The organism is Bartonella sp. AC62GZZY (assembly GCF_042196525.1).
In the GTDB taxonomy this organism is placed as follows: domain Bacteria; phylum Pseudomonadota; class Alphaproteobacteria; order Rhizobiales; family Rhizobiaceae; genus Bartonella.
Map to the genome: position 1 here is coordinate 1 of NZ_JBHIQN010000024.1, position 8512 is coordinate 8512.

The following is an 8512-nucleotide window of genomic DNA, read 5'->3' on the forward strand; positions in this document are numbered from 1 at the left end:
GACCTCATAGGGGGCATCGGTTGTTTCAGCAAGCCAATTGCGTAAACTAGAGCGAAAGCCATGCGGGCAGGCTTCAATTTTATTTTTTCTCATATACGCCGCCATCATCGTATGTGAAAGAGGACCACGACCGGTAAGTGAAAAGATGAAATCACTTTTAGAGATACAGCGGGCTTGTTTTAAAGAAACATCTCGCAAGGCACCCAAGCCCACTTCACGGCGCCGACCATGAATGGTATAACGATAAAGCCATTGAGCACTACCATCTTTACGTTTGTGAAGAAGCAAGCCGGGCGCCATCATTATATTTGTCAGCCCCCAATGTTGCGACAGCCCTTGGCACTTAAGACGATTCATAAGAACCATTTTTACTCCTTTCTTGTACAATTTTTACCCACACATCAGCCCCGCTTGTGACGTGCAAGCAAGTGGTTTTGATTGATTCAAGATAAGCAGATTTGAAATGAGAGAATCCTACGTTATTCGAGGGGCTAATTCAATATGAACAGATCTAGATTATCATTATAAATCAATATATTGTTATTATGCGAAGCGCGCTTTATAGAGAAATGTTAGAAAATCCTATTCCCTTAACTTTACTCAGGTATCCCTTACTTAAAAAGTAAATAAAAAAAACAATAGGTTACATATAACAAAGAAGAGTATGGTGCCCAGACGCGGCAAGCAGGGGCTTAGCAACAAGATTCAAAGTATATAAAGATGTGTAAGGGCGTATTGATGTCTATAATTTTTTATGTTCCAATAAAAAAATTAAGAATTAAAGGAAAAATCTCAAATCAGAAATTAAAGGTGGTCTAAAAGGTGGACGAGAGGGAACATTAAGAGAGGGCGATTCATCGGTTATCAGCATCATTCGTAAAGACGTCTCCGCAGGGTAAATATTGTGACGGGGCAGGGTTGTGGTTGAATGTTCGAAAAGACAATACACGCTCTTGGTTTTTTCGCTATACGCACCGCAATAAGCGCCGTGAAATGGGACTTGGTCCTGTTACGAAACTCTCTTTAAAAGAAGCGCGTGAGCTTACAAGATATTATAGTGATATTCTTAAAGAAGGCAATGATCCTATTGTCTTTTGAGAACAGACTATTTTAAAACAGCAAAGCAATATTTTTCAAGAAATTGCAAAAGCAGTTTTTGAAAGTAAAAAAGCAGAGTTGAAAAATGAAGGTAAAAACGGCCGCTGGTTTTCTCCGCTGGAATTGCGTGTTATTCCACACATAGGTAATTTACCTATAGAAAAATTAACGGCTAATATCATTCGCAATGTTCTTGCGCCCCTTTGGCATGAAAAAGCAGATACAGCACGAAAAGCTTTAAACCGTATTAACATTTGCTTGAAATATGCGGCGGCTCTTGGTTTGGAAGTTGATCTACAAGCTTGTATGAAAGCACGCCGCCTTTTTAGGAAAGCCCCGTACTACACCAACAAATATTCCTGCTATGCCATGGCAAGAAGTTCCTGCATTTTATCAGAGCTTGGATGATAATATCCTTTCAAATTTAGCACTGAAGCTCTTGATTTTGACTGGAGTACGGTCGTATCCATTGCGCTATTTGCGTCTTGAACAAATTGATAAAGATATATGGACGATACCCAAAGAAAATATGAAGGGCATTGTAGGGAAAGTTTCAGATTTTCGCGTGCCATTGAGTAATGAATCTTTAAAAGTGATTGAAAAATCTCTTCCCTTTGAAAAAAATGGTTTTCTCTTTTCTGGTCTTACAGGCAAACCAATTTCTGATGCAAGCATGGCAAAATATATGACAGTTTGTGGTTTGACTTATCGTCCCCATGGTTTTCGTTCCAGTTTACGGGATTGGATAGCAGAAACAACGTCAACACCCTTTGAGATTGCCGAAACTGTTCTTGCGCATTCAGTGGGAGTTCAGTGACAAAAGCTTATATGCGAACGGATTTTTTAGAGCAACGGCGTATTCTTTTAGAGCAGTGGGCGTCTTTTATATCAGGAAAGGCTTGACATTATTTCTATAATGTGTATTTTCGAATCAGGTGCCTAGAAAACACCTTGGATGCATAGCGGATAGATTGCCGAAACAGTTTATTTTCCGCATATTAAAGGCTTTGACTCATTGTATGTTACACGCATATAATAGCTTTGTCGGGTGTAGTTACGCTATACAATACCTTTTATAGGGAAAGCGTAACGACGGGCTATGCACCGTGTTTTCTAGCACCCGGCATTCTTTGTTGAGTGTCAATAGAAAACCTCTAACTGCATAGGAGTTCATTATGAACATTCTTATAAAAATTACGGAACAAACAGTTGATCAGGAAACTGTTCAGACAGTAAATGCACGCGAATTACACGCGTTTTTGGAAATAGGGAAAGATTTTTCTACCTGGATTAAAGACCGCATTCATCAGTATAAATTTGAAGAGGGTAGTGATTTTATAAAAACACAAGATTTGCGGTCTCCAAAATTGGGGACCGCAAAATCTAGAGCTGTACAGCAATAGATTATCACCTCACTCTAGACATGGCAAAAGAGCTTTCCATGGTTGAGCGCAATGAGAAAGGTAGACAGGCTCGTCGTTACTTTATTGAGTGTGAGAAAAAGCTAAAAAGTCAATCTGGTGATTATGATAATGATACACGCTTTAATTTCCCAAAAGATTGAGATAAAATGTCTCCAACTAAAAAAGCTGTTTACATTTATGGACCTCTTCATATGCATCTCGTTAAAGCTTTTACGATAGCAGAAGAAAGCAGGCATTATAAAAAGCTTGTTGAAGAAGCAAAGCAGGTCTTAGTAAGATCTGTTACGAAAGCTGCTTAAGTTTAAAACCGATTTCATCTCCCCGTTTTAAAAGCGGGGAGAGGGTAAGGCTTTCAGTTTTTGGTTAACCATTGTTTGAGATGTGCAAAGATATTGTCTATGGCATCCATGAGGCGTGTAGAGCATTCCGTGATTAATATCCTTACTACTCCAGATTCTTTCAAGTAAACTTAAAAATCTAACTGTAGTTGCGATGTATGTTGTGGATAGAATATTCCGATGATAATATATGGATTTTTCGCTATTCTATGACTTTTAAACGTTGTTCCTAAAAAGAAATAAACGTCTTTTGTATTGGCAATATCGTCATAGTATTTTTGCTGAACTAGCTGAATTGCTTTCTCGTCGGATTTGACCTTTTTCCTGCAGTTCCAGTAAAGCTGACCTATTTCCCAATCTGCTATCATTAGCGTGCTATTAACATTTTTATCATCTGTAAATTCATATGAAAATTTGTAAGGCAATTGTTTTGTTCGTATAAAATTGTCCGTTTTTTCAAAAAGTGAACCCTGCCGGATTAACTCACAAACAACTTCTTCCCTTTTAGGATTCAGTATTGGATTAATCGGTTTAAAAACAAACTTTTTAATTCGTGATGGCTTAAAAATAGCCAGTGAAAATTCATTAGATTTTGCCCCTGCAATTACAGCATGTAAATCGGTGTATATCGTATTCTTAGCCAGTATTAAACGCTTACGTTCTTCCCAGTCCCGTTTAGATGAAATGAACTCGCAAAGCTTAATATCTTCAATGTTACATGGCCTATAACTCTCTGGCCTATAATCTTTGGGATTTTTTTCAAGAGAAAGTTCTATCCATTGATATTTTTGTATTTTGTTTTCAGAAAGCGGAATGGCGCTGGATAAATCCTAATCCAAGAACCATCTTCCTTAACGCCAGCAGTACACACTAATTCTATATACTTCGTAGAAGGTGTTGGATAAGTTTTCACCGTAATCAACACTCGTTCTTTTTTTATTACTGCCATATTTATTCTTTAGATATGTTTTATTTCATAGTTCCAATTCGGCAATTGAGTGAGGGCTAACGCGATTCGCCCTCGATGGCACATACATACATTAGCTTCAAAACAAGTAATTGCAATACGCTTATTATCTAAAAAAAGTTGATATAGCCTGCTGATTGCGTTGCTATTGTTCTTGAGAATTGTATTTTGATAATCTTCAAAAAGACATTCATAATCTTTTTGTGTATTGAGGTTCTGACGCTTTTCAGACACAATGCCCAATTCTGGTATATGCACATATTCAATACCAAACTTAGCCACGTTATTGGACAATTGTCTTTGGGAAAACCCATATTTTCGGCTTATAGGATTTTTGCGAACATCGCACAAAAGTTTGACATTATTTCTGATGAGGCGGTTAAGATAGTCATCAAAAGACGCTCCTTCATAACCGATAGTATAAAAACAAAAGCTTTCATCCTTTGATCGAAATTCATCGATTTTTTCTAAGTCTTCTTCATCCATAACCTCATCTACTATCTGACTATTAATCGCAAAATATGGGTAATTTTTGTATACGTACCGGATAAGTTCATTACCTCTTATCGTACTAAATTCTTCAACAAATGAAAAAATTTTATTCTGTATAGAAGGTGCAATATTGGTACTGTAATCATTATTTTCTGACACCAACTGCCAATAATTATGATTGTTAGCAAGGATTCCCATTTCTACAAGTCGACGTTTGTCAGCATAAGATTGAAAAGAAAAACAACCAAATTTGTAGGGCACAAAATCATAACTGTGCATTTTTTCACGTTGTGTGAATAAAAATAAATATTTTTGAAAATCTGTACTTGAAAGGCACCCTCCAAATTCTTGAAGTAGAGTCAATAATATTTTTTGCCGTTTAAATAAAATTTTCCCTTTTATTTTTTCCATATGTTCATCCCAAGACCCCACTCTATCAAATCAAAAGTTTGTACTAAGTTAAAATTTTCTGACACAAATCCAGATAAAAACAAAAAAACGTAGTTTCTTCCTAATATTTGAGATTATACCATGAAAAAAATTCTAAAAAAACAAGATTGCGGTTATTATAAATTTCATGCGCTGGAGAAGGCATAACTTATTTACTCTATATTTACTATATTTTAATTTTTTGAAATCCACTATTTTAAATGTACAAAGACATTCTCTATCATCTCCATGAGACGAGCAAAATTAAGAAATCATTTTCTAAAGAATTTCGCGCGTCTCAGAGTATGTTTAGAGTCGGATATTTGGTTTTTGTGTAAAAATACTTACTAATGCATCCATAATACGTGCAAAATCAAGGATAAGCAAAAAGAGGATGAATGCTATCCACTTCATCAAACGAGCATCATTTTCACACTTTGATAGGTGATGATCATTTATTGAAGCATTTCTTTTTCTGCTTCTGTAAGTTCTGTATCGTCTTGTGTTTTTTTTTAGCCATGTTTCCACCCACACACACGTTCACCCTGCTTGTTATGCTTTAAGATTTCTCTTGCTAAATTGGAACTGATGACGTTGACATCTTGCCTCTCTAAATAAATTGGCAACCAACCAACACAAGAGACATACTTATTTGTCCTGCAACCAACGAGAGAGAGCAGCACGCACATCAGTATCACTTTTCTGATTAACTTCATTTTCCACCTCCAGCCGTGTTGTTGCTGTCTTTAAGGTTTTTTCTGTTTGCTTTTGCTGTTCTGCCTTTTTTCCAAGGGTAAAAGCTTTTGCCAAAGCCATAAAAAAAGCGGCTAAAGCCGCGCCTGTTAACAGCAGATTTCTTTTCATCCATAAGATCATAGGCGGTGTTCCTGAAAACGTTTAGCAACAAAGAAAATGCCAGCACATGCAGCTAAAACCATGATAGTGGCGAGCGCCCATTGCACTGGACCATTGCCGGCTAATAAGCCACCAAGCCCAGAAAAAGAGCCAATGACTGGTGCAAGGGCTTCGGCTTTGAAAAGCCCTGTTGGTGCTTGCGTTTCTACGGTTTGGTAGTTAGAGGAAACAAAAGCACCTTTCGCCCATAAGCCTGCTTCTGCTGCACGCCGATGTACAAGACCTTGCAAGCGTTTACCACCGGCTTTGGTCCATTTCTGTAATTCGGTTGGGATTGCTTCATAATCGCCACTATTGAGCTTTTTTAACAGTGTCGAGTTACAAAAGGCTGTTGTTCCTACATTATAGCAAAAGGAGACTAAAGCCGCGAATTGTTCATCGGTTAAAGAAACTTGAACGGCTTGTTCAACGGCATTTTCAAATTGTCTTAAGTCTTGGCAAAGAAGTTCTTCTGCGTGTTTTTCAGTGATTGCCATACCTTTATGAACAAAAGGTTTTCCAGCATTGTTTGTATGTCCATAACCAATGGTCCACACTCCAATGGCGTCTTTGTAGGCATTGAGACGCAAACCTTCCCATTGTTTAATCAGTGCTAGCCCTTCTGGTGATATTTTTCGCATATGTTTCTCCATAAAAAAAGCCCCGCAAAAGCAGAGCTGGATTAAAAATTGATATTTTTCCCATTTGAAAGGATGGCTTGTTAAAACCTATGTAGCTTGTTCATTGGAACAAAAGAATGTATTTGACATTATCTATTATGTAGCATATAAACTACAAATGTTTATTGTGAAAAAAACACACTGTTTTACAGAGTGGTTAGACTCGTTAAAAGACAAACAAGTGCAAAAGAAAATTGCTGCACGTATTTTCCGCCTTGAATATGGGCTTCTAGGAGACGTGAAATATTTCTGTGGCATTGGTGAACTAAAAATAAATTATGGACCAGGCTATAGGGTTTATTTTGTAAAACAAGGGAAACAAATCATTTTGTTATTAAATGCTGGTGATAAATCCACACAACAAAAAGATATCGAAAAAGCCCTTCAATTAGTAAAGGAAATGAAACATGGAAATTACTAAATTTGATGTAAGTGAATATTTTAATACACCTGAAGACTTTAAGATCTTATTAGATGATGCTTTAGAAACCAAAAATAGCGGCTATATTGCACATGTATTAGGCATTATTGCGCGTAAACAAGGAATGACAGCTGTTTCCCAAGAGACAGGACTAAATCGCGAGTCTCTTTATCGTTCTTTAAGCGATAAAGGTGATCCACGCCTTTCTACTTTTCTTAGTGTTTTGAGTGCTTTAGATTTGCAAATGAGTTTGACACCTATTCAAAAGAATTGTAAGGAGCAGAAAGCTTTAGAAGAAGCATCTTAACCACCTCCCCACCTTTAAAGATGGGGAAGGGAGGTATTTAAGCAACCTTTTTAATGGGAGGCTCCAAATTTGGTTCATAAGTTCGCAACAAAGAATCCATGCTATGCGGTAACTCTGAATCGCCAAAATCTGTTAGAACTGTTAAGATTTTAAGTATACTTGGCATCTCATCTTGAAGTTTTAAAATCAAAACTTTTTCTATTAATTCCATAACCTCAACTATAGCATTGCAGTCCTCATCTCCAATGCCTCGATGGTTAGAAAGCTTAAACAATGCCATCCATAAATCGCATAAGAAGTTGGTATCTATCTTCATTGCACACCTCCATGAATTTGCTCTCTTAAACATGCTAATCCTCTGGAGGTAATTTTTGTTGAAGGGAGTACCTTTTCTGTACCATCTGGTCTTTGAATAGTGATAGCAGGGCAATCCATAAAGCCTTTTTTGATTTTATCTTGATAAGGCAACAAAGGCGCCCCTGGAGCCCGTCGATAGACCCAATCATGTTTACGCAAATAATCGGTTAAATCCTTTGGTCGTACCTCCAACATCTTTGCTGCTTCGATAAGACCAAACAACCCATCAGAGCGTTTTAAACCATCTAAAGCTTCTGCTTTTGGAGCCAATTCGGCAATAACATGATCTTTCTGCTCAATTTGACTTTGTAGGTGATTCAAGACACCCAGTAATGCTTCGGGTTTGGAATAATCAACTTGTGGAGCGGCTATCTGTGGTGTTGCTACTTGTTTTAACCGTCTTTCACATTCGATAAAGTATAAACGAGCTTCTCTACCTTTCTTATTATTCTCAAGCATCGAAAGTTCTTTAGCTACACTTAAGATCAGGTGATAGTCTTTACGATTGTGACCACCCCTACCTTTGCTCCCCAAAATCGGGGAGCAAACAAAATCTTGGTTTTCTAATAAATTATATTTATTGATACGGTCAGTAATCCAAGTAGAGAAATCTTTTCCTATTTCCAAAAATGCATGTAACTCACGTGCATTTACCGTCTGAACGGTATCGCCATCAATTGTAGCTTTGTGTATGTCGATTAAATATTGTGCCATGATTTGGCTCCTATGTGCTTAAAGGTTTTTGATTGACACTCTATGAAGAGTGCCGGGTGCTCAAAAACACGGCACATAGCCCGTCGTTATGCCTTTCCCAAAGGGTATTGTATAGCATAACTACACCCGACAAATCTATTATATGCGAGTAACATATAATGAGTCAAAGCTTTTAATTGGCGGTGAAAAGACTGTTTCGGCAATCTATCCGCTATGTGTTTAAGGCGTTTTTGAGGCACCTAATTCGATTATTCATATTGTCGCCACAATGTCAAGTTGCTTTCGAGATTTTTTTGCATTTTTGCTAATTGATGTCTTCCTCATCCATATGGATAACGCCTTTGCCTTCGTCGTATGCATTGGGTGGGGCGTTTGGGTCAAGGGTATCATC

The 8512-nt window shown here is 37.4% G+C and carries 8 protein-coding genes and 4 pseudogenes; 4 read left to right on the top strand and 8 right to left on the bottom strand.

Annotated features, from left to right (window positions below; all coding sequences use genetic code 11):
* Positions 1-117 precede the first annotated feature (117 nt).
* Positions 118-366, bottom strand: a pseudogene (locus tag ACFIML_RS08460) (Arm DNA-binding domain-containing protein); the annotation flags it as partial.
* A 486-nt stretch (positions 367-852) separates the two neighbouring features.
* Here ACFIML_RS08460 and ACFIML_RS08465 point away from each other — a divergent pair.
* Together ACFIML_RS08465 and ACFIML_RS08470 are read left to right on the top strand one after the other, a co-directional pair.
* Positions 853-2001 (top strand): annotated as a pseudogene (locus ACFIML_RS08465) (tyrosine-type recombinase/integrase).
* Between the two features lie 272 nt (positions 2002-2273).
* Positions 2274-2821 (top strand): annotated as a pseudogene (locus tag ACFIML_RS08470) (antA/AntB antirepressor family protein).
* Positions 2822-3632: 811 nt separating this feature from the next.
* Here ACFIML_RS08470 and ACFIML_RS08475 read toward each other — a convergent pair.
* From ACFIML_RS08475 to ACFIML_RS08495, 5 genes and pseudogenes are all read right to left on the bottom strand, one after another.
* Entirely contained in the window at positions 3633-3809 is a 177-nt protein-coding gene (locus ACFIML_RS08475; protein ID WP_375687919.1) for a hypothetical protein, read from the bottom strand.
* Between the two features lie 9 nt (positions 3810-3818).
* A complete protein-coding gene (locus ACFIML_RS08480) occupies positions 3819-4730 on the bottom strand; it encodes a DUF488 family protein (RefSeq protein WP_375687921.1) in 912 nt (303 codons plus the stop codon).
* 327 nt (positions 4731-5057) lie between these two features.
* Positions 5058-5268 (bottom strand): annotated as a pseudogene (locus ACFIML_RS08485) (hypothetical protein).
* Between the two features lie 128 nt (positions 5269-5396).
* Entirely contained in the window at positions 5397-5624 is a 228-nt protein-coding gene (locus ACFIML_RS08490) for a hypothetical protein (RefSeq protein WP_375687923.1), read from the bottom strand.
* A complete protein-coding gene (locus tag ACFIML_RS08495) occupies positions 5621-6283 on the bottom strand; it encodes a lysozyme (protein WP_375687925.1) in 663 nt (220 codons plus the stop codon). Before ACFIML_RS08495 ends, ACFIML_RS08490 begins: the two co-directional genes overlap by 4 nt.
* A 157-nt stretch (positions 6284-6440) precedes the next feature.
* On the opposite strand from ACFIML_RS08495, the gene ACFIML_RS08500 reads away from it, so the two are divergent.
* A complete protein-coding gene (locus tag ACFIML_RS08500; RefSeq protein ID WP_375614239.1) occupies positions 6441-6743 on the top strand; it encodes a type II toxin-antitoxin system RelE/ParE family toxin in 303 nt (100 codons plus the stop codon).
* Complete coding sequence (locus ACFIML_RS08505; RefSeq protein ID WP_375614238.1) at positions 6730-7050, top strand: addiction module antidote protein; 321 nt, start codon at positions 6730-6732, stop codon at positions 7048-7050. The genes ACFIML_RS08500 and ACFIML_RS08505 overlap by 14 nt, the downstream gene beginning before the upstream one ends.
* Positions 7051-7087: 37 nt before the next feature.
* Here ACFIML_RS08505 and ACFIML_RS08510 read toward each other — a convergent pair whose 3' ends face one another.
* Both ACFIML_RS08510 and ACFIML_RS08515 read right to left on the bottom strand, forming a co-directional pair.
* Positions 7088-7366, bottom strand: a complete 279-nt coding sequence (locus ACFIML_RS08510) for a hypothetical protein (RefSeq protein WP_375687927.1) — start codon at positions 7364-7366, stop codon at positions 7088-7090.
* The gene (locus ACFIML_RS08515) at positions 7363-8121 is read right to left on the bottom strand and encodes an antA/AntB antirepressor family protein (RefSeq protein ID WP_375687929.1); all 759 of its coding nucleotides are present in this window, start codon (positions 8119-8121) and stop codon (positions 7363-7365) included. The genes ACFIML_RS08510 and ACFIML_RS08515 overlap by 4 nt, the downstream gene beginning before the upstream one ends.
* Positions 8122-8512: the final 391 nt, after the last annotated feature.